The organism is Streptomyces sp. GbtcB7 (assembly GCF_019091445.1).
Classification (GTDB): Bacteria; Actinomycetota; Actinomycetes; order Streptomycetales; family Streptomycetaceae; genus Streptomyces; species Streptomyces mirabilis.
Genome location: NZ_JAGXJM010000015.1, coordinates 116,303 through 133,597, shown reverse-complemented (window position 1 = coordinate 133,597; position 17,295 = coordinate 116,303). Strand labels below are relative to the sequence as shown.

Below are 17,295 nucleotides of genomic sequence, written 5' to 3'. Positions count from 1 at the left end.
GAAGTGACGGCCATGAGTGAACAGACATCGCCGAACGCCGTGTCGGCCACCGCGGACAGCGTGCGGGGCGACATCGGTCGCCGTATCGCCCGACGGCGTGAGGAACTGGGCCTGACCCGGGAGGAGACCGCCTACCGGGCGGGCACGGCTCCCGGCTACGTCCGGTACCTGGAGGAACAGTCCACCGCCACTCCGGGCCCAGGCGTTCTCATCAGGCTCGCCGACGTTCTCGAGACGAGCGTCGCGGCTCTGCGCGGTGGCGAGGCGGACCTGCCACCCGGGACCGGCCGAGCTGCCCACCACGCCGAGCTGGTCGAATTGAGTGCGGAGGAGTGCCGGGCACGGCTGTCGACACACGGAGTGGGAAGACTGGCGACAGAGACCGCCGAAGGGCCGCAGATCGTTCCCCTGAACTACAGCGTCGTCGACGGTGCGATCGCTTTCCGGACGGCACCGGGCACGACGTCCGCCAAGGCCGTCGGAACCGACGTGGCCTTCGAGGTGGACCACATCGACGAAGCGCTCAGCCAGGGCTGGAGCGTTCTTGTGCGGGGCCGCGCGCGGGCCGTGACGGACGCGGACGCGGCGCGCCGGCTGGAGGAACGCGCGTACAGCGATCCGTGGGCGGGCGGCGAGCGGTCCCTCTGGGTGTGCGTCGATCCGGTCGCCGTCACCGGGCGCCGGATCGATGTGCCCTGACCGCTGGCATCGAGGGACGTCGCTCCACCGGCCGCCCCGTGCCGGTGGGCCCTCTTCCCGGCGCCCCCGCCCCACACGCTGAAACGCGTACCGCTGTACCCCGTGAAGGTTGGACCCGGCGATGAACGCCAACGACGGCTTCCGTGAACTCGACCGCGAGGAGTGCCTGCGTCTGCTGGAGCGGGCACCGATCGGTCGCGTCGTCCACACGCGCCACGCCCTGCCCGCGGTCCTGCCGGTCAACTTCTGCCTGGACGTCGACTCCGCGGTACTGATGCGTACTTCCGCCGACTCGGAACTGGCCGCCGCGGTCGACGGCGTGGTGATCGCGTTCGAGGCGGACGAGGTGGATGCGACGGCGCACTCCGGCTGGAGTGTAGTGGTCACCGGCCGCGCGACGGTGGTGACCGATCCCGTGGAGCACGGCCGACTGGCCCTGACCGGCCCGCGCTCATGGGTGTCCGCACCCGAGGAGGTCTTCATCCGCATCGAGCCCGAGTTGGTGACCGGCCGTCAACTCGTCGCAGGGCTCGCCGCGTACTGAGAGACCGGCCGGTGTGTGTTCCGGCACCGCGTGCTCGGTCCGACGGCCGGTCGGCGGCCGGATCAGCGCTGTCCGGCGCGATACAGGTCCCGTATCAGCGCGATCTCGGCTCCGTGGTGCAGCAGCTCCTGGTTGACCCACCACACGACGTCGATGAAGGGTTCGTCGGCGTCGCTGCCGTGCGGGTAGGTGCAGTACCCCACGGTGTCGAGCGCGGCGACCGCTCCCGTGACGTCACCGCTGACGGGACAGACGTCCCGGGTCAGCGCGTGGCTGCCGGCCGTGTGGTCGGCGCGCAGGGTCAGCATTTCGCTCAGGTGGCTCAGGCGCCAGGCGATGGTGGTGAAGGGCGGCGGCCACGGATGCGGGTAGGGCGCGGCGTCGCGCCCCCAGTCACCGGTGCCGGCCAGCAGGGTCGCGCGCGGCCCGGGCCCGTCCGCACGCCACCGGACCGACCAGCAGCCCGGCACCGGCTCCCAGAAGTACTCCTCGTCGGTCATGGGCCCGACCTGGGTGTCCGTCCCGTCACCGCTGTCCATGACCACGATCATTCGAACTCGTGTGGCTGACGAACTGCCGGTCCTTGGGGGCCCGACGCGCCAGCCTGTCGGAGACGGCACAACGCCGCGTCCCATTTTCTGCGATCCCTCGCACCGATCCCTCACACCGCTGACCGGATCGTTCCGGTGCCGGCCTGGATCAGGCCTGCGGATCCGGTATCCGGCCAGGTCAGAATGGGAGGCATGAACCGAGCGCTGATCGTGATCGATGTCCAGGAATCCTTCCGAGCCCGCCCGCTGTGGGAGCAGATCGCCAATCCGAAGATCGCGGAACCGGTCAACCGGCTGGTGCGACTCGCCCGCGCCAACGGTGACCTGGTCGTCTGGGTCCTCCACACCGAGCCCGGCAGCGGCGGCGTCTTCGACCCGGCCCAGGGGCACGTCCGCCTGCTGGACGAACTGGAGCAGCCGCAGTCCGGTGAACCGGTCCTGCACAAGACCTCCCACAACGCCTTCACCACCACCCATCTGCAACAACTGCTCACCGAGGCGGGCGTGCGCGAGCTGACGGTCTGCGGCATCCGTACCGAGCAGTGCGTGGAAACCACCACCCGGGTGGGAAGCGACCTCGGATACCGGATGGTCTTCGTCACCGACGCCACCACCACCAATCCGATCGGCGACCTGAGCGCCGACGCGATCATCGAGCGCACGGAGGCCGTCCTGCGCGACCGGTTCGCCCGGATCTCCACGGTGGCCGAACGGGAGGCGGAGCTGGGAGCATCCGAGGCGTGAGCCATGTCGTCTTCGTCCTCGTACCCGGAGTCCACCTGCTCGACCTCGCCGGACCGGCCCAGGTCTTCAGCATGGCGGGGGACTTCGGACAGCCCTACCGGCTGAGCTACGTCGCCGACCAGGAACAGGTGTGCAGCGCCCAGGGCCTGCCGCTGGCCGCCCACACCCAGTGGCCGGAGCTGAGCGCCGACGACCTGGTGGTGGTGCCGGGGTGGAGGGCGTCCACACTGCGCGGCGGCCCCGAGCTGAGCCGGTACGTGCTGGAGCGGCTGCGCGCCCACCACACCGCCGGGGGCGTTGTCGCCAGTGTGTGTGCCGGGGCCGAGGCCCTCGGCCGGGCCGGGCTGCTGGACGGGCGCAGGTGCACCACGCACCACCACGTCCAGGACGAGCTGGCGGCCCGCCACCCCCGGGCGATCGTGGTGCGGGATGTGCTGTTCACCACCGACGACCGGGTGGTGACGTCGGCCGGTATCGCCAGCGGCATCGACCTGGCGCTGCACCTGCTGGCCGTCCGCCACGGTCCCGCACTCGCCGCCCAGGTGGCGCGGGACATGGTCGTCTACGCCCGCCGCAACGGCCACGAGCCGCAGGCCAGCGCCATGCTCCGGCACCGGTCCCACCTCGACGACGCCGTCCACCGCGCTCAGGACCTCATCGACGCGCGATTCGCCGAACCACTGCCGCTGGCCTACGTGGCCGCCAGCGTCGGCGTCAGCGAACGCACGCTGACCCGGATGTTTCACCGAGCCACAGGCGGCCTGACGCCGCTGCGCTACCAGCAGACCCTGAGAGTGGAACGCGCGGAGCACCTGATCGGCCACGGCACAACGGTGGAAGCCGCGGCCCGCGAGGTGGGCTTCCAGGACGTTCGGATGCTCCGCCGGCTGCGTTCCCGAGCGCCTTCCGAGGCGACGGGGTGAGCCGTTCCGGCTCGGCACGGCCTCTCATGACCTAGGACATGACCCAGCGGTCGCGGACGTGCCAGGTAGCGCCGTCGGTGGTCGCCCCGCGCAGGCCGTGCAGGGTGTCCTGGCCTGTGAGCGCGGGGAGGCGGGAGTCCCGCAGAGAGGCGAAGGCGAAGGTGCGCGCCGGGTCCCAGTCGGTGGAGTGGCGCAGACGGCGGGCGAGTTGGGCGAAGCCGAGCGGGGCCGCGGCCATGACCCAGGCGTCGGGTGCCTCGGCAGTCAGCCTTCTGGCGGGGCGCAGCCAGGATGCGGCGGCCTCCGGCCAGTCCACCGACGCGAGGACCTTTCCGCCACGCGCCTCCCACGCGGCGGCGAAGGCTTCGGCGGCCGCCAGGGAATCCGCATCGCGGCTGTGGCCGATGGTCACGGTCTCGATCCGTGACTTCGCAACGGTCAACAGGCCGATGAGAGCCGCGAGTTCGGCCTCCGTGTGCGGCGTAGTCGCGGACAGGTCGCCGAACTCGACCAGCTCGGCGGCACCGATCAGGGGTGAGCGGGACCGTTCCCGCTCGGCGCGGATGCTCATGACGAGGCGCCGTTGCTTTCCCGGGTCGTTTTCCAGCGGGCGTACTCGCCGGGCAGGCAGACCGCGCAGGGCCGGTATCCGGCGGCGATCGCGGTGGCCTCGTCCGGAAAGAACACGCGGTGCTCGGCGTAGTGGCCGCGGGCGATGGCCCGGAGGGCGGAAGGGCAGTCGAGACGCCCGTAGAGGCGTCCGCGCCGGTGCCCGCCGAGCGTGCCCGGCGTCCCGCTCCGGCAGAGCTGCCCGTCCGGGCCGAGCAGTGTGTACGGGCGGTGCGCGGCGGCGGGCGTCATCGATCTCGATCCCTTCCAAGGTCACAAGTGGTGGTGCGCCCCCAACCTTGCGGCTTGTGGATCGCCATGCCCGGCGGGATTCGGACGTCACGTTGTGGAGACGGCGGTGCCATGGCGCTGACGGCGACCGCTGCCCACGCCGACGGCGGATCCCTCGGCCTCCGCGTTTCCTAGGAAGCCTGGGTTGTCGGGGTTCCCGCGACGAGGCGTCGGACGGCCTCGACGACCGCGGCGCGGTGCTGTCGGGTCTGCTCGGCCGCCTGGTCGTTGGCCATGGGGCTGGTGGGCATCCATGCGTTGGCGAGGGCGAGGGTGAAGACGAGCAGGTCTTCAGGGGTGAAGGTCGTGGTCAGCAGGCCGTCGGTCTGCGCCTGGGTGATCGCGGCGGTCTTCTGCCGCATGGAGGTTCCCAGCCCTTGCGGCTCGTGGTCGGTGCCCGAGCGTTCGAGGCGGTGCCAGGTGGCCAGCCGTAGCTGGTGCGGGTTGGCGAGGAGGAAGTCGAACAGGCGGCCCGCGTAGCCCGGCAGGTCCTCGGGCGTGAAAGGGACCTCGTCGAGGACGCGGGCGACATGCGCATCCATGACGGCGTCGAACAACTGCTCCTTGTTGCCGAAGTACGTGTAGATGAGGGCCTTGTTCACCTCTGCCGCGGCGCCGATGCGATCCACTCGGGCACCGGCGATGCCGCGGGCCGCGAACTCGTCCGTCGCGGCTTTGAGCAAGCGGGCCTTGGAGGCCTCGGAGTCCCGGGGGCGGGGCGGGGGCTGGTGCTGGGGCATGACCCCAGAGTAGTGCAACTAACTGTTTATTTGACACGCCTCACGGCCGGCCGCACTATATAAATGACTGTTTAGTTAGCAGGGGTACAGCCCTGCAGTTCCCGCGCATCACCCACTTCTCCAGCCAGCGCCATCCCGGAAGCGAAGAAACCTCATGACCAAGACCTGGCTCATCACCGGCAGCTCCCGCGGCTTCGGCAGGGCACTCGCCCGCCACGTCCTCGACAACGGCCACCGTGTCGTGGCCACTGCCCGCCGCCCCGAACAGCTCAAGGACCTCGTCGAGCGCTACGGCGACCGGGTCCGCGCCGTCGCCCTCGAGGTCACCGACCCGGCAGCAGCCCGCGCCGCCGTGCAACTGGCCCTGGACGCCTTCGGCAGGCTCGACGTCGTCGTGAACAACGCCGGGTACGCCAACAGCGCCGCCATCGAGGACATGCCGGACGAGGACTTCCGGGCCCAGATCGAGACGAACCTGTTCGGCGTCGTCAACGTCACCAAGGCTGCCCTGCCCGTACTCCGCCGCCAGGGTTCCGGCCACTTCCTCCAGTTCTCCTCCATCGGCGGACGCGTGGGCGGATCACCGGGCCTGAGCGCCTATCAGACCGCGAAGTTCGCGGTCGAAGGCTTCTCCGAAGTCCTCAACGCCGAGGTCGGGCCCCTCGGAATCAAGGTGACCATCATCGAGCCCGGTGGCTTCCGCACCGACTGGGGCGGCTCGTCCATGACCGCCCTGCCCGTAAGCCCCGCCTACGAAGAAACCGTTGGCGCGATGAACCGCTACCGCGAACAGACCGCCGCCACCTGGCCCGGAGACCCGGCCCGGGCAGCCAAGATCATCACCGACCTCGTCGGGCTCGACGAACCGCCGCTGCGCCTGCTGCTCGGCGCCGGAGCCGTCGAGATGGCCGCCAACGCCTCCCGTACCCGTGCCGCCGAAGCCGAGCGGTGGGCCGACATCAGCCGCTCGGCGGACTTTCCCGCGGGCGAATGACGGCGACGACGGGTCGGAGTGCGCCCATCGGACCGGGAGTTGTGACTCATGACGTTGTTGACGGCGGGATCGTGGCGGTCGCCTGGTCGGAATCGGAGGGGGAGGGTTTCGCGCGGACCACGGCTTGATCGCCTCGCGGTCCGAACAGGTGCAGGATCTCGACGGCGCTGGTGTTCGCCGGACCGAACCAGTGGGGTTCTCTCGTGTCGAACTCGGCCACTTCGCCCGGGTGGAGTGTGCAGTCCTGCTTTCCGAGGATGAGGCGCAGTTCGCCCGCGAGGACGTAGAGCCACTCGTAACCGTCATGGGTCACCAACACCGGCTCGCGCGGAGCCAGTACCTGCTTGAACACCTGCACCCGACCCGGGTACTGCGTCAGAGGCACAAGGACGCTGCCGTGACCCTTGCGCAAGGGCTTGAGATGTACCCGAGGATCGCCGGTGGCCGGCGCGGCCACCAGCTGGTCGAGTGCGACGCGGTGCGTACGCGCGAGCGGGATGAGCAAGTCCAGAGTCGGGCGCCGTTTGCCCGACTCGAGACGCGACAGCGTGCTCACCGACATTCCGGTCGTCGCCGCGAGCGCCTCCAGCGTGAGCCCGCGGTCCCGGCGCAGCGTGCGCAGCCGGGGGCCTATGCCGTCGATGATCTGTTCCAGCTCCGCGTCCATGGGGTCCAGTTTGCAGCCTTCGCAAATTTGGTGGGCGGCGGGTGCGGTCCGGCCTGAGCCTTGCCGGGCAGCCCCTTCCGGACGTGAGAGGTACCAGGTGACCGCGACCACCCATCCCATTCAGCCACTTGACCCCAGCCAGCCCGTTCTGAGCGCACGCAGACGCTGGACGGTGCTGGCCGTCTGCTGTCTGAGCATGTTCCTGGTGGGCCTGGACACCACCATCGTCAATGTCGGACTGCCGGCGATCGGGCACGGTCTGGGCATCGGGACCCGCAGCCTCGAATGGACCGTGGACGCGTACACGCTCGTCCTGGCCAGTCTCCTGATCTCCTCCGGCGCGCTGGCGGACCGGTTCGGACGCCGACGGGTGTTCCAGGTCGGCCTGGTCGTGTTCGGTGCGGCCTCGCTGGTCTGTGCGATCGCCCCTTCGGTGGGCGTGCTGATCGCGGCCCGCGCCGTCCAGGGGATCGGCGCCTCGATGCTCAGTCCCGTGGCGCTCGCGATCGTGGTCAACGCGATGCCCGACCCGAGGGAGCGGGCACAGGCGATCGGTGTCTGGGCGTCGGTCTTCGGGCTCAGCATGGCCGCCGGCCCTGTGACGGGCGGGGCCCTCATCGCGGGCTTCGGCTGGCGGTCGGTGTTCTGGATCAACGCGCCGGTCATCGTGGCCGCCCTCGGGCTCAGCGCGCTGTTCGTGCCGGAGTCCCGGGCGCCGCGGGCACAGCGGCTCGACCTCCCGGGGCAGGCCCTGCTGACGGTGGTCATCGGCGTCTCGGTCGGCGTCCTCATCGAAGGACCGCGCATCGGTTGGGCGTCGCTTCCGGCGCTGGTCGCGTACGCGATCGCTGTCGTGGCGGCAGTCGGATTCGTGTCGGTCGAATCCCGCCGGAGCGAACCGCTGATGGATCTACGGCTCTACCGGCATCCGGTCTTCAGCAGTGCCGTGCTGGGCGCGGTGGCGGTCTTCGTCGCCCTGAATGTGACGCTCCTGCTCAACACCCTCTACCTGCAACACGCCCGAGGATGGACACCACTGGCCGCCGGGGTGGCGACCTTGCCCATGGCTGTCGGAGCGACCGTCTGCGCACCGCTGTCCGGCCGCCTGGTCGGTCGTACCGGACCGCGGTTGCCGCTTGTCCTGGCCGGCGGTTTCATCACGGTGGGCGGGCTCTGCCTGGTCGGGCTCGACCAGCACACGAGCGTGTTCCTGCTCTTGTCGGCCTACTTGCTCATCGGCGTCGGGTTCGGCTTCGCCAACGCGCCGATCACCAACACCGCGGTGAGCGGACTGCCTTCCACCCGTGCCGGCGTGGCCGGAGCGATCACATCCACCGCACGCCAGCTCGGCTCCGCGCTCGGCATAGCCATCGCCGGCGGCCTGGTCGCGGGCACCGCCCCGACGGGACTCGCACACGCGTCCCGCCCGGGCTGGATCCTGGTCGCCACCTGCGGACTGTTCCTGCTCCTCGTGGCCCACGCGGCACGGCCGAAGAAGGACACGAGTCGCCCCACCTCCCCGCAATCGCGGTGAGCCGATTGAGCCAATATCTGTGCCCGTGAAGTGAGAAAATGACGGAAGGTGCAGCGAGGTTTCCTGTATCGGCAGGCGGAGCGGGGTTATTCAGCGCACACGATCGATCGCAACGTGCTACTGTAGATCTCAGTTGCAGTTGTGGTTCCCGAAATCTTGCAAGTGCCCTCACCGGCTTCTTCTGCTGGTGACGCTCTTTTTCGGCTCCGGCGAATTTTCCGGCGGGATAATCATCACGGCGACGCGGAGTGCGCACAGTGCGAGACTCCGAACACCGTCCCGAAGGAGATTTGACATGGCTGCCGGTACCGTGAAGTGGTTCAACGCGGAAAAGGGCTTCGGCTTCATCGAGCAGGACGGCGGCGGCGCGGACGTCTTCGCCCACTACTCGAACATCGCCGCCCAGGGCTTCCGTGAGCTGTCGGAGGGCCAGAAGGTGACCTTCGACATCGCGCAGGGCCAGAAGGGCCCGACGGCTGAGAACATCGTTCCCGCCTGACGCTGACACGTACTTCGCAGCTGGGGCCCGCACCTTGGGGTGCGGGCCCCAGCTCGCCGCTTTCCGGGACGCAGCCGCTCCGTCAGGGCCGTGGTGATGTCACCCACGGCATGATGCAGGGGCGCCGCGGCCCCGCCCCTTGGGGGACTCCACCGGATCCCCCGGGGATGCTCCACCCCAACGCTCCGGATGTAAATCCGCCAAGGCCTCACTCACGGAATGCCCGATCTCACTGTCGAGATCGCGCCGCTCTCTACGCCGGCGTATTCCGAAAGCATTCCCTGCCGATCCGACTGATCCGACCGATCTGACTGATCTGACTGATCCGATCCGGCCGACCGATTCGGCTCCGCATCATTTTCGGCTCGTTCTTGCGATTCTCTGCGCTGTTCATTCGCTGCGGGAATTCCTTGATACGTGCCACATCAAGGAAGGTTCCACATGAACCGCACGCGTACAAATGATCGTTTCGCCCGCACCCGAACCCGCGCCGGAAATTCTGGTTCCCAAAGGGGCGGCAGCCGCTTCGGAGCCGCATCCTCTGGCCGCTCCGGTGCTCCCAGCCGCGCGAAGGGTTACGGACGCCAACAGACCATGCCGCAAGGTGAGTTCGCGCTGCCGACGACGATCACCCCCGCGCTGCCCCCCGTCGAGGCGTTCGCCGATCTCGCCCTGCCGACGCCGCTGCTGGCCGAGCTCGGCCACGCAGGCGTGACCGTACCGTTCCCGATCCAGGCGGCGACCCTGCCGAACTCCGTCGCGGGCCGTGACGTACTCGGCCGTGGCCGCACCGGCTCCGGCAAGACCCTCGCCTTCGGTCTCGCCCTGCTGGCCCGTACGGCCGGTCGGCGCGCCGAGCCGCGGCTGCCGCTGGCCCTGGTCCTCGTACCCACCCGAGAGCTGGCCCAACAGGTCACCGACGCTCTCATTCCGTACGCCCGTTCCGTGCGACTGCGGCTGGCCACGGTGGTCGGTGGAATGCCGATCGGCAGGCAGGCCAGTGCACTGCGCGGCGGGGCCGAGGTCGTCGTGGCGACGCCGGGCCGGCTCAAGGACCTCATCGACCGCGGCGAATGCAGTCTGGACCAGGTCGCCATCACCGTCCTCGACGAGGCCGACCAGATGGCCGACATGGGCTTCATGCCCCAGGTCACCGCGCTGCTCGACCAAGTGCGCCCCGAGGGGCAGCGGATGCTGTTCTCGGCCACCTTGGACCGCAACGTCGACCTCCTGGTCCGCCGCTACCTGACCGACCCGGTGGTCCACTCCGTCGACCCGTCCGCGGGCGCGGTCACCACCATGGAGCACCACGTACTCCACGTGCACGGCGCGGACAAGCAGCGGACGACCACCGAGATCGCGGCACGCGAGGGCCGGGTGATCATGTTCCTGGACACCAAGCACGCCGTGGACCGGCTGACCGAACACCTGCTGAACAGCGGCGTCCGTGCCGCGGCTCTGCACGGAGGCAAGTCCCAGCCGCAGCGCACACGGACCCTGGCCCAGTTCAAGACCGGGCATGTGACGGTGCTGGTGGCGACCAATGTCGCGGCGCGCGGGATCCACGTCGACAACCTCGACCTGGTCGTGAACGTGGACCCGCCCAGCGACCCCAAGGACTATCTGCACCGGGGCGGCCGCACGGCCCGCGCCGGCGAGTCCGGCAGCGTCGTCACCCTGGTGACACCTCAGCAGCGACGCGACATGAGCCGACTGATGACTGCCGCCGGCATCACTCCCCAGACCACCCAAGTGCGCTCGGGCGAAGCCGAGTTGAGTCGCATCACCGGCGCCCAGGCCCCCTCGGGGATCGCGGTCACCATCACCGCGCCGGTCGTGGAACGTCCTCGGCGCGGCTCCTCTTCCCCGTCCCGGGGCCGGCGCGGCCGTACCGGCCAGGGTCGATCCACCGGCGAGGGCCGGTCCACCGGCGAGGCGGCACGCCGTACGCCGCGGCGGTCGTCCGCGGTCACAGCGGCGGCCTAGAACCTTCGTGATCGGAAACCCCACCCGCCCATCCAGGAGGACCCCTTTGACGCTGGTTCAGACGCAGCAACGCCTGGTCGGTTCCGTTCCCACGACCGTGTTCGACGCCTCGGACACATCCGGACCGCGAGTCGGTGACGACATCACCGTCGAGGTGGCCCTGTTTCTCATGGCCAGTGCCCGTGTCGAGTACCTGCTCCTTTGCGACCAGGACGAACACTGCACCGGCTCGGTCACGCGGGCCCAACTCGCCGTGATCCGTGACAGCCCCGCCTATACGGACCGGATCCGTGTACGGGACGTCCTCGGCGCCGGCGGACCGCACGGCCGCGGTCCGGGTGCCCTCGCCCTCACCGTCTCCCTCTGATCCGGCTCACCATGCGGCATCAGCCCCGGTTCTCCCTCTCCCTTCTTCCTTCCCTGCGAGGCATCATGCGCTGCGTCATCGCCCGGTTCCCCTTCGACCTCACCAAGAGCGGGGTACTTGCCTCCATGAAGGGCGTCAAGCCGGAGCCCATCACGGGGGAGTCCGTGCTCATCGGCCGCCGCCACTACCCCGCCAAGCAAGTGGGCGTGGTCATCACCCGGCAGGACCCCCGCGACTTCACCAGCGGGGAAGTCACCCGGGCCATGACGCGACTCGGCTTCACCTGTCAAGGCACCCATGAGCCCACCCGTGAGTCCGTGACCGCCGTTCGGGCCCTTACGCCGTTGCAGACCGCGTCGGCGCTGCTCGGCAGCGCCGCGCCGCTGGGACTGTGAGAACCGACGGAAGCTGACACCAGGACAGCGAGGGGGCCCTGCCGACGCGCGTCGGCAGGGCCCCCTCGCGTGTCACCGTCCGGCCGACGGCTCCCGGCCGACCGGAGCGGTCCGGGTACGGTGCCTCACTGGTCGGAGTAACTGAAGTCGCCCACGGTCCAGGCGCTGACGTCCTTGATCGCGACGCGATACATTCCGCCCGTCTCGGGAATCCCGACGCTGCCCTGCAGGATCCGGGCGAGGTGGAAGTGCAGATGTGTGGGGGCCCCGCCGGGTTCGGGCCGGCCCACTGTCCGGTCGGCGGAGAAGACGTCGGAGAAGGGGCCCAGGCGGTCCGAGTCCTTCAGGACCTCCGACACGCGCTCCCTCCATACGCCTTCGGGAGCCAGCCGCCCGGTGATGACGGCACCGCCGACCACCACGGTCAATGACATCTGATTGCTCTGCTCGGACTCCACCAGGGCGCAGAGATCCACGAGCAGCTCGTCAGGGTTCGACATGAAAGCCGATTCTATTCGGTGCGCGATCCGAGCGCTGGAGTCGGTCGACCGCCGCGCCCCCACTGCCACCTGCCCGTATGGCCCGCTCTACAGAGAATATCGATGCCCTGAGCAACCTAAAATCTATGTTTGACAGAGTAGACATTGGGCTGTTGCGTGATTAGTGTTTCTCTCGTAGTGCAGAAGTTCGCAGGTCGGGGTGGCTGAGAGGTCTCGAAGCCGAGCTGTCCGTAGGACGGTGACGAGACCGCCGGCCTCGCCGCCTGGCAAGTGAGTTGATTCAGCGGAGGTACGGAAGGAGCCGACGCCATCGGGATCGCCCGGCCGACATGCACGAGGTCGGGTGCCGCAAGACCCCGGAATGGAAGGTGGTCCCCGGTCACGCATCCGCGAACCCCGCATTCCCGCCCCCTCACAGGGGCCAGGTAGCGGAAACAACAGGTCGGCAGAGCGGTAGTGCCGACAGATGGTGTTCAATTTCCTTCGGGGCCCTGGTGCCGTACGGCATCGGGGCCCCTCGACGCGTTGCACAACGAGGTGAAATGACAGCAGATACTCCACTGAGTGGTCGCCTGGACGACGACGACTACCCCGCGTACACGATGGGCCGGGCCGCCGAGATGCTCGGCACGACTCCCGGCTTCCTCCGGGCCATCGGGGAAGCCCGCCTGATCACTCCGCTGCGCTCGGAGGGTGGGCACCGGAGGTACTCCCGCTACCAACTCAGGATCGCCGCCCGCGCCCGCGAGCTCGTCGACAGGGGAACCCCGGTCGAGGCCGCTTGCCGCATCGTCATCCTCGAGGACCAACTCGAGGAAGCGCAGCGCATCAACGCCGAGTACCGTCGCGCCGCGAACGAGGTGTCCGACACTTCCAGTTCGGGCTGAGCGCGTACGGCCCCACCACGCATGCCCCACCGTGAGCCGCTCAACGGGATCACGGTCGTGCTCCGTGGTGGGCCGCGCGGCGCAACGGAGTTGACGCGCCATGTGGAGGATCACCCGTATGGGGCATTCGCCTCGTCGTCGCCAGGGCGGCCGAGGAGCTACTGGTCGCTCCGGCCGCTTCGCTCGCTGGGATCGGTGCGGAGGTTGGCCGCCAACCGGGTGATGCTCTGGACCGCGAGCTCGGCGAAGTTCGAGCGGGCGACGATCGCGGTGGTCTCCCCTTGCCGGCGGACGCTGCGCAGATCGCGCTGGACCTGGCGCGAGAGCTGCTGGAGCTCGCGTTGGGCGGTGGCGAGTCGCTGCTCGGCGGCGCTGCGGATCCGACGGTGCTCACGTCGGGTGCGGGGGGCGGCCGAAGGGCTCGGTGCGGGCATGTCGGCGCTCGTTTCCGTGTGGTGCGGCTGCGCCACCGTCACGGGGCGGATGCCGACGGCTTCGAAGTAGGTGGCGAGTGAGCCGAGGTCGGCCGTGCCGACCACAGCCGCGACGTATCCGTCCGGACGGACGAGCACCCACTGCTCGGACGACAGTCCGTATGCGCTGTGGACATGGCCGCCGGTGTCGAGGATGTCGCCCCCGCCGCCGATGAGGTGGATGTGCAGGCCAGTGCGCGGCGCCGGTGCCGGGGCGTCGTCGACGTCGTAGCCGAGCAGGGTCCAGTGGGGCCCCTGAAACAAGGTGAACAAGCGCGTGGGGAGGCCACCCGCGCCGGTCACCGGCGCGTCGGGCGCGCGGTCGCCGGCCAGGACGCCGTGGTCGCGGTCCGGACCGGTCATCGACAAGGGCGAGTCCAGGTAGCCGAGATCGAGCTGACTCACCTCGCGGCCCCGGTGGGTGTCTCGGTTCTTGGCCGCTTCGAGCAGCCGCTTGGAGAGGCCGAGGACTGCCTGCGCGATCGGCCGACGCTCCTTCTCGTAGGTCGACAGCAACGATTCCGGAGCGCCGTCGAGCACGGCGGCGAGTTTCCAGCCGAGGTTGTAGGCGTCCTGGACGCTCGTGTTGAGGCCCTGTCCGCCGGTCGGCGGATGGCAGTGTGCCGCGTCCCCGGTCAGGAACACCCGCTCGCGCTGGTAGGTGTCGGCCAGCCGGGCGTTCATCTCGAACGCGGACGCCCAGGACACCGAACGGATCACGACGTCGTTCCGGCCGGTGCGTTCGCGGAAGAACGAGGTCAGCCCCTCGGCCGAAAGGTCGATGTCGACATCGAACGGGATCGGGGCCTGGAGTTGGAACATGTCGGTGCCGTAGAGCGGGCACATCGACACCTGCGCCGCCGTGTCCTCGCCCCAACGGTGCCAGGCGTCCGACGAGACGCCGTCGACCAGTACGTCCGCGACGATCGCCCGGACGCCGAGGGTCTTGCCGGGGAAGCCGATGCCGAGGGCCTTGCGGACGAAGCTCGATCCGCCGTCGGCGCCTATCAGGTACGAGGCCCGCACGGTCCGCTCGCCGTCAGGGGTCGCGATCCGAGCGGTCACGCCGTCGGCGTCCTGGTCGAAGCCGACGAGTTCGTGGCTGTAGTGCGGGGCGTGGCCGAGCTCGGTCAGCCGTTCCCGCAGCCGGCGCTCGGTGAGGAACTGCGGGACGAGCAACGGGATCTGGTACGGCTCGTCCGGCGTCGGATCCGACATCTCGACGACGGCCTTGTCGACCGGCCCCTCGTCGGTGTGGAAGCGCTGGACGGGGTACTCACCCCCGGACGCGACGATCCGGTCGATCACGCCGAGGTCTTCGAACACCTCTTGGCTTCGGGGCTGAATGCCCTTGCCGCGGGAGCCGATGAACGGATGCGCCGCCTTGTCGATCAGCAGGAATCCGACATTCCGGCGGGCGAGGTCGATGGCGAGGGTTAATCCGGCCGCTCCCGTTCCGCAGATGATCACGTCAGTGTCCGGGGTGTGAGTCATGGCTCAGCTCTCCGTCGGCAGTAGGTGTCCGAGCGGTTCAGCACGCTCGACGGCGGCGCACCAAGGTTGGTACGTGGCGCGAACTAAAGTAGTTCGCGCCACGTACCTTTGCAAGTAGAATCGGAGCATGACTTCTCCCAACGACACGCCGCCCTCGGTCGCACCGTCACGCACAGGTGGGGAACCCGGGCCGGTGGACGTGGATGCCCTCGCCCAGCTGTCGTTTCTGGTGCACAACGCCCTGGACGAGATCGCCGGGCAGCACGACTTGTCGATCATCCAGGCGCGACTGCTCGGGGTGCTGCGGGACCGGGAGCCGACGATGAACCAGCTCGGTCGGCTGCTCGGCCTGGACAAGTCCTCGATCAGCGGCCTGGTCGACCGCGCACAGCGTCGCGGCCTGGTCACGCGCACCGTCAGCGTGAACGACCGCCGCGCGTTCCAGGTGTCCATCACCGACGCCGGCCGACAGCTCATCGAACAGCTCGCGGCACAGTTCGCCGAGCGGATCGAGCTGTCCGTCGCGCCGCTCCCGGACGCCGACCGGCAGCGGCTGTCCCAGTTGGCGGCCCAGGTCGTGGCCTCCGACGCCCACCGCCGCGGTATCGACCTGCGCACCACACCCCGCTGACCGGGCCTCGGAGAACCCGCTCCTGTTGGGGGAGGGGGCGGTTCGAACGCCGACGCCTGGCTCTCCGGCGCCGGACCTCCGGGCCGTCCCCTCTTCACTGCGTGTGGATCACCAGCCGATGCCGAGCGTCAGCCCGGTCGGCGGGTTCGCGTTGCCCAGGATCTGCACGGACGACTGGTCGTTGATGTCGTCGTAGGGGAAGGCGTAGGCGCGCCGGTCGAGGCCGACGGTGTGGAGGAAGGCGGCGTAGTCGTTCCTGATGCCTCCGGTGTAGTAGGCGGACGGGGTGTACCAGGCCGAGGTGTCGAGGGCCACGCCCCGGTTGAACGCGGCGCAGAACTCCGCGCCGAGCTGTTTCTCCGGGTCGCTGCCCGAGGCCAGCGCGCCCGCGCAGGCCACGACGTCCGGGGAGGACGGCTTCTGGAGGGCATAGGGACCGGCGCCGTTCTTGGTGAAGGTGAGCGTGGTCCCGGAGACACCGCCGGTGAAGGTCTCACCGAGCCGGGTCAGCCTGAACGGGTGCGTGGAGTAGTAGGACCAGGTCTGGTCGATGGTCGACTGGAGGTAGTTCGCCTGGAAGCCTCCTGCGAGGAAGAGGTCGGAGGAGCGCGGCGCGATGATCCGGTAGGTGTTCTGCAGCGGCTTGAAGGCCGCGCCCACCGAGGCGGCGTACTGGGACGTCACCTGGGCGCGGGTCAGTGTGATGCCCCGTGTGGTGTCGTAGCCGCTCGACGTCTGCGTCAGACGTGAGGTCATCGGGAAGCCGAACTGGTCGACCTGGGTGGTGTTGCCGCCGAAGGCCACCTGCCCGAAGACGTACGTGTACTCGTACCAGTCGTAGTAGACGTCGGTGTTGGGGTCGTTCGGATTGCGCAGGTCGGGGCCGCCCCAGCCCTGGTCGTCCGGGGAGACCGGGATGTACAGCGGGGAGCCGAGGGAGACGTAGATCCGCCCGCCGCGGATCGACGTCGGCGAAGGCACCGAACCGCCCGACTGGGCGAGCGTGAACGACATGTTGGGGTAGTTCACGCCGTTCTTGGTCAGGTGTCCGGGCGCGTTCGCGTCCAGGTGGTTGATGTGGGTCATGGTTCCGTCGGCCTTCATGTACGACCACTGACCGGGCGTCACCTGGCCGAGCACGGTGACGTGGATCTGTGCGTCGGTGTACGTGCCACGGGTGTTGTTCTGGAAGATGATCGGGAAGCTGCCGCCCCCGCCCCCTCCGCCGCCGACGGAGTAGGTGAGGGGCATGCGAGAAGCGCGGCAGTTCGCGGATGTGCCGAGCGGACGCCGCCGTGAGTAGTGGGTTCAGGAGCGGCCGAGGGGAGTCGGGCGGGTGAGTACCACGCCCAGCAGGGACGCCTGGGGGACGTAACCGAAGTGGCGGGAGTCCTGGGTGCGGGCGGCGTCGCCCCGGACGATCAGGGAACCGGGCGGCACCAGTCCGCCGTCCGGGGCCCCGACGATCTCGCGTACGTCGGGCGGCACGGCATCGCCGGGCAGGGCGGAGACCCGCTTGACCAGCCAGGCCGGCGCGCCGTCGCCGAACGGGACGGGGTTGCGGAAGACCACCGCGTCGCCGCGCCGCACGCGCGTGGTGCGGCGGACCAGCAGCCGGTCGCCGTCCGCGAAGGCAGGGGTCATGCTCGACCCGGTGACCCTGATGAGGGCGAGGCGTGAACGCAGTACGCGTACGGACAGGAGCAGCATGCCCGCGCCCGCTGCCATCGCCACCGTCGTCCGCCCCGCCCCCGTCATGTGTCCGCC

21 protein-coding genes are annotated in these 17,295 nt (G+C 69.4%); 12 read left to right on the top strand and 9 right to left on the bottom strand.

Annotated elements, in window-relative coordinates; all coding sequences use genetic code 11:
- Positions 1–12 precede the first annotated feature (12 nt).
- Together KVT44_RS24810 and KVT44_RS24805 are read left to right on the top strand one after the other, a co-directional pair.
- Positions 13–699 (top strand): pyridoxamine 5'-phosphate oxidase family protein, encoded by a 687-nt coding sequence (locus tag KVT44_RS24810; protein WP_217568634.1) that lies wholly within the window; start codon positions 13–15, stop codon positions 697–699.
- A 121-nt stretch (positions 700–820) separates the two neighbouring features.
- The gene (locus tag KVT44_RS24805; protein ID WP_190170505.1) at positions 821–1,243 is read left to right on the top strand and encodes a pyridoxamine 5'-phosphate oxidase family protein; all 423 of its coding nucleotides are present in this window, start codon (positions 821–823) and stop codon (positions 1,241–1,243) included.
- Between the two features lie 62 nt (positions 1,244–1,305).
- Here the strand turns inward: KVT44_RS24805 and KVT44_RS24800 are convergent, their stop codons facing one another.
- Positions 1,306–1,863, bottom strand: coding sequence for a DinB family protein (locus KVT44_RS24800; RefSeq protein ID WP_308314088.1), 558 nt, complete (start codon positions 1,861–1,863; stop codon positions 1,306–1,308).
- 123 nt (positions 1,864–1,986) lie between these two features.
- Here KVT44_RS24800 and KVT44_RS24795 point away from each other — a divergent pair, with 123 nt between their 5' ends.
- Both KVT44_RS24795 and KVT44_RS24790 read left to right on the top strand, forming a co-directional pair.
- Positions 1,987–2,538, top strand: coding sequence for a cysteine hydrolase family protein (locus KVT44_RS24795; RefSeq protein ID WP_121418098.1), 552 nt, complete (start codon positions 1,987–1,989; stop codon positions 2,536–2,538).
- Entirely contained in the window at positions 2,535–3,461 is a 927-nt protein-coding gene (locus KVT44_RS24790) for a GlxA family transcriptional regulator (RefSeq protein ID WP_099918748.1), read from the top strand. The genes KVT44_RS24795 and KVT44_RS24790 overlap by 4 nt, the downstream gene beginning before the upstream one ends.
- A gap of 31 nt (positions 3,462–3,492) precedes the next feature.
- On the opposite strand, the gene KVT44_RS24785 is transcribed toward KVT44_RS24790, so the two are convergent.
- From KVT44_RS24785 to KVT44_RS24775, 3 genes are all read right to left on the bottom strand, one after another.
- The gene (locus KVT44_RS24785; protein ID WP_217568629.1) at positions 3,493–4,032 is read right to left on the bottom strand and encodes an ABC transporter substrate-binding protein; all 540 of its coding nucleotides are present in this window, start codon (positions 4,030–4,032) and stop codon (positions 3,493–3,495) included.
- A complete protein-coding gene (locus KVT44_RS24780) occupies positions 4,029–4,322 on the bottom strand; it encodes an Ada metal-binding domain-containing protein (RefSeq protein ID WP_217568628.1) in 294 nt (97 codons plus the stop codon). The genes KVT44_RS24785 and KVT44_RS24780 overlap by 4 nt, the downstream gene beginning before the upstream one ends.
- A 170-nt stretch (positions 4,323–4,492) precedes the next feature.
- On the bottom strand, positions 4,493–5,101 hold the full coding sequence (locus KVT44_RS24775; protein ID WP_217568626.1) for a TetR family transcriptional regulator: 609 nt from the start codon (positions 5,099–5,101) through the stop codon (positions 4,493–4,495).
- Positions 5,102–5,255: 154 nt separating this feature from the next.
- Here KVT44_RS24775 and KVT44_RS24770 point away from each other — a divergent pair, with 154 nt between their 5' ends.
- Complete coding sequence (locus tag KVT44_RS24770; RefSeq protein ID WP_217568624.1) at positions 5,256–6,095, top strand: oxidoreductase; 840 nt, start codon at positions 5,256–5,258, stop codon at positions 6,093–6,095.
- 46 nt (positions 6,096–6,141) lie between these two features.
- On the opposite strand, the gene KVT44_RS24765 is transcribed toward KVT44_RS24770, so the two are convergent.
- On the bottom strand, positions 6,142–6,762 hold the full coding sequence (locus KVT44_RS24765; protein ID WP_217568622.1) for a helix-turn-helix domain-containing protein: 621 nt from the start codon (positions 6,760–6,762) through the stop codon (positions 6,142–6,144).
- 97 nt (positions 6,763–6,859) lie between these two features.
- Here KVT44_RS24765 and KVT44_RS24760 point away from each other — a divergent pair, with 97 nt between their 5' ends.
- The 5 genes from KVT44_RS24760 (at position 6,860) to KVT44_RS24740 (ending at position 11,543) form a co-directional block, all read left to right on the top strand.
- Complete coding sequence (locus tag KVT44_RS24760) at positions 6,860–8,296, top strand: MFS transporter (protein ID WP_217568620.1); 1,437 nt, start codon at positions 6,860–6,862, stop codon at positions 8,294–8,296.
- Between the two features lie 295 nt (positions 8,297–8,591).
- The gene (locus tag KVT44_RS24755) at positions 8,592–8,795 is read left to right on the top strand and encodes a cold-shock protein (RefSeq protein ID WP_030872951.1); all 204 of its coding nucleotides are present in this window, start codon (positions 8,592–8,594) and stop codon (positions 8,793–8,795) included.
- Positions 8,796–9,236: 441 nt separating this feature from the next.
- Positions 9,237–10,781, top strand: coding sequence for a DEAD/DEAH box helicase (locus KVT44_RS24750; protein WP_099918741.1), 1,545 nt, complete (start codon positions 9,237–9,239; stop codon positions 10,779–10,781).
- Between the two features lie 46 nt (positions 10,782–10,827).
- A complete protein-coding gene (locus KVT44_RS24745; protein WP_217568618.1) occupies positions 10,828–11,148 on the top strand; it encodes a CBS domain-containing protein in 321 nt (106 codons plus the stop codon).
- Positions 11,149–11,213: 65 nt separating this feature from the next.
- Positions 11,214–11,543: an SCO5918 family protein gene (locus KVT44_RS24740; RefSeq protein ID WP_217568809.1), complete on the top strand. Its 330-nt coding sequence runs from the start codon at positions 11,214–11,216 to the stop codon at positions 11,541–11,543.
- 125 nt (positions 11,544–11,668) lie between these two features.
- Here the strand turns inward: KVT44_RS24740 and KVT44_RS24735 are convergent, their stop codons facing one another.
- Positions 11,669–12,043, bottom strand: coding sequence for a hypothetical protein (locus KVT44_RS24735; RefSeq protein WP_054235795.1), 375 nt, complete (start codon positions 12,041–12,043; stop codon positions 11,669–11,671).
- 542 nt (positions 12,044–12,585) lie between these two features.
- On the opposite strand from KVT44_RS24735, the gene KVT44_RS24730 reads away from it, so the two are divergent.
- Positions 12,586–12,930, top strand: a complete 345-nt coding sequence (locus tag KVT44_RS24730) for a MerR family transcriptional regulator (protein ID WP_054235794.1) — start codon at positions 12,586–12,588, stop codon at positions 12,928–12,930.
- Positions 12,931–13,088: 158 nt separating this feature from the next.
- Here KVT44_RS24730 and KVT44_RS24725 read toward each other — a convergent pair whose 3' ends face one another.
- Positions 13,089–14,897 (bottom strand): FAD-dependent oxidoreductase, encoded by a 1,809-nt coding sequence (locus KVT44_RS24725; protein ID WP_217568617.1) that lies wholly within the window; start codon positions 14,895–14,897, stop codon positions 13,089–13,091.
- Positions 14,898–15,024: 127 nt separating this feature from the next.
- Here KVT44_RS24725 and KVT44_RS24720 point away from each other — a divergent pair, with 127 nt between their 5' ends.
- Positions 15,025–15,528: a MarR family winged helix-turn-helix transcriptional regulator gene (locus KVT44_RS24720; protein WP_217568615.1), complete on the top strand. Its 504-nt coding sequence runs from the start codon at positions 15,025–15,027 to the stop codon at positions 15,526–15,528.
- 108 nt (positions 15,529–15,636) lie between these two features.
- Here the strand turns inward: KVT44_RS24720 and KVT44_RS24715 are convergent, their stop codons facing one another.
- Positions 15,637–16,779 carry a glycoside hydrolase family 64 protein gene (locus KVT44_RS24715; RefSeq protein WP_217568613.1) on the bottom strand — a complete coding sequence of 381 codons (1,143 nt, stop codon included), beginning with the start codon at positions 16,777–16,779 and terminating at the stop codon, positions 15,637–15,639.
- Between the two features lie 57 nt (positions 16,780–16,836).
- The gene (locus KVT44_RS24710) at positions 16,837–17,286 is read right to left on the bottom strand and encodes a S26 family signal peptidase (RefSeq protein ID WP_217568611.1); all 450 of its coding nucleotides are present in this window, start codon (positions 17,284–17,286) and stop codon (positions 16,837–16,839) included.
- Between the last annotated feature and the right edge of the window lie 9 nt (positions 17,287–17,295).

Coding starts and splice junctions, on each gene's coding strand:
- KVT44_RS24770 (WP_217568624.1), top strand. CDS start 5,256: ATGACCAAGACCTGGCTCATCACCGGCAGCTCCCGCGGCTTCGGCAGG.
- KVT44_RS24715 (WP_217568613.1), bottom strand. CDS start 16,779: ATGCCCCTCACCTACTCCGTCGGCGGCGGAGGGGGCGGGGGCGGCAGC.
- KVT44_RS24780 (WP_217568628.1), bottom strand. CDS start 4,322: ATGACGCCCGCCGCCGCGCACCGCCCGTACACACTGCTCGGCCCGGAC.
- KVT44_RS24710 (WP_217568611.1), bottom strand. CDS start 17,286: ATGACGGGGGCGGGGCGGACGACGGTGGCGATGGCAGCGGGCGCGGGC.
- KVT44_RS24810 (WP_217568634.1), top strand. CDS start 13: ATGAGTGAACAGACATCGCCGAACGCCGTGTCGGCCACCGCGGACAGC.
- KVT44_RS24735 (WP_054235795.1), bottom strand. CDS start 12,043: ATGTCGAACCCTGACGAGCTGCTCGTGGATCTCTGCGCCCTGGTGGAG.
- KVT44_RS24775 (WP_217568626.1), bottom strand. CDS start 5,101: ATGCCCCAGCACCAGCCCCCGCCCCGCCCCCGGGACTCCGAGGCCTCC.
- KVT44_RS24730 (WP_054235794.1), top strand. CDS start 12,586: ATGACAGCAGATACTCCACTGAGTGGTCGCCTGGACGACGACGACTAC.
- KVT44_RS24740 (WP_217568809.1), top strand. CDS start 11,214: ATGCGCTGCGTCATCGCCCGGTTCCCCTTCGACCTCACCAAGAGCGGG.
- KVT44_RS24805 (WP_190170505.1), top strand. CDS start 821: ATGAACGCCAACGACGGCTTCCGTGAACTCGACCGCGAGGAGTGCCTG.
- KVT44_RS24725 (WP_217568617.1), bottom strand. CDS start 14,897: ATGACTCACACCCCGGACACTGACGTGATCATCTGCGGAACGGGAGCG.
- KVT44_RS24750 (WP_099918741.1), top strand. CDS start 9,237: ATGAACCGCACGCGTACAAATGATCGTTTCGCCCGCACCCGAACCCGC.
- KVT44_RS24795 (WP_121418098.1), top strand. CDS start 1,987: ATGAACCGAGCGCTGATCGTGATCGATGTCCAGGAATCCTTCCGAGCC.
- KVT44_RS24785 (WP_217568629.1), bottom strand. CDS start 4,032: ATGAGCATCCGCGCCGAGCGGGAACGGTCCCGCTCACCCCTGATCGGT.
- KVT44_RS24720 (WP_217568615.1), top strand. CDS start 15,025: ATGACTTCTCCCAACGACACGCCGCCCTCGGTCGCACCGTCACGCACA.
- KVT44_RS24765 (WP_217568622.1), bottom strand. CDS start 6,762: ATGGACGCGGAGCTGGAACAGATCATCGACGGCATAGGCCCCCGGCTG.
- KVT44_RS24755 (WP_030872951.1), top strand. CDS start 8,592: ATGGCTGCCGGTACCGTGAAGTGGTTCAACGCGGAAAAGGGCTTCGGC.